The following is a 1,617-nucleotide window of genomic DNA, read 5'->3' as shown; positions in this document are numbered from 1 at the left end:
TAAGCGTGGCAAAGAAGGATTGTGGCTCCCAATCCTGCTCTTCGCGCTTCTCGAAAATGATGACCCCGGCACGGGTAACATAACTAGGTCCGGGAATATTGCAGTCGACCGAGAGCTCCACGCGCCACAGGGCGCCCTTAGCGGTTTGCTGTTCGTCTGCCTTCGGCGAGTAGTGCACTCCAACAGGCTCACCGATATTGCAGCGGCCACGCCGCAGAAGATCGCCCAGCTTGCCTTGCGCGGTCGTCACGAAGTTGAAGCTAGCGGGATCATGCAGAAAGCGACGGTTCACGCCCCTTTCATTGTTTGTTACTTCGTCAGCAACAAGCGAAAGTGCGAACGCCCGCCAGCCTAGTTCCATCGGTTTTGCATACGGAGCCACAAGTTTCACTGTGCCATCGGGTGCCACTTCCCATGTGACCGTATACTCGTCCTTTCCTTCATCAGACCGGCGTTTGGCCCATGAAAAGACAACGAACTCGCCAGTGTCGGTCTTTGGCCCAAGGTCCCATCCCCTGGGAACGAAGTGTGCTACCGTCGAGACCTTGGCGAAGATTTGCTCCGCCGTGTCACCATCCTGCGCTCGCCAAGTTGATTTAACCTTGTCGATTAGGGCGTCGTCGTACGCACGGACACTATCGTCCTTACCGGCCGACCCGCCGGGAAACACCAGCCATAGACCAAGGCCGAGACAAACCCCGAGACCGATGCCAAACCAAAGTACGCGCCTTGCAGTCATTTCTCTTACCCCGCGTACCCCACGCAGCCGGTCCTAGTCGCATCGTATTTCCGAAGAGACCCGCGACGCACCTATCAGGATTGGTTGGTCACCATGCCGCCGGGCGCCGTCCGGCTGGCCATTTTTACGGCTCGGGAAAGCCCCGTTCCTGGCGCGGATCGCCTACCATTTCGATGGGGACGCGGCACAGGGCTTCCATGCCACCGTCACAACCGCAGTCGAACACTTTTCGGGGCGCGCACCGATCGGGCCGCTCGAGTTTTTGCGCAGTTGTCAGGCTGAGATGATCAAATCTGCGGGAACATAATAGGCAAGTCCTGGCAAGAGACCCGCCAACGCCCGAACCACTTCGACATGAGTGTGTGGGTTCATCTTTCAGAGCCGGTACTGAGCGTGCCGGCTCTCGAGGAAAGCAACATCAGCTGTGCTGCACCAGTACGTTCATCGCGTCTTATGGCGATTGTCCAGAGAGACCGGGCTGCGGCGACCAGGTGATCGTACCGGGCCACGCGTGCACGACTTCCGTCATCGCTTCGCCATCCGGACGCTGCCCGACTGGCGTCGCGAAGGCAAGGACGTCGGGCGCAACTACCAGTGATATATTCACGCCTGCGTGTGCGACACCTAGTGGCATCTCTCGGCCTGCCCCGAGTTGATGGAAGAAGCGGCGCGGCGGCTCGATCGGCGATGGGAGGTGACGCCATGAAGCCCGCCTGCAACGTCGCCACGTTGATCGAGCGCTTCTTCACCGAGCGCCTCATGCGCCACCGCACGCGATTAAAGAACATGGCGTAATCGCGGCTGACGTCTTCCTGAGGACACGAGGGTCAGTAGGATCAGTCTCCGCAGATTATCGAAAGGAAGCAGCGCCATGAAGC

General features: G+C 59.2%; 1 protein-coding gene. It reads right to left on the bottom strand.

Going from position 1 to position 1,617, the window contains the following annotated elements:
• Positions 1-739 (bottom strand): hypothetical protein (locus K289_RS47370; protein WP_035688113.1); only part of this gene is annotated, 739 nt, incomplete at its 3' end.
• Between the last annotated feature and the right edge of the window lie 878 nt (positions 740-1,617).

Source organism: Bradyrhizobium sp. Cp5.3 (assembly GCF_000426265.1).
In the GTDB taxonomy this organism is placed as follows: Bacteria; Pseudomonadota; Alphaproteobacteria; order Rhizobiales; family Xanthobacteraceae; genus Bradyrhizobium; species Bradyrhizobium neotropicale.
The sequence above is the reverse complement of the archived record's forward strand: the minus strand, read 5'-3'. Positions and strand labels throughout refer to the sequence as shown.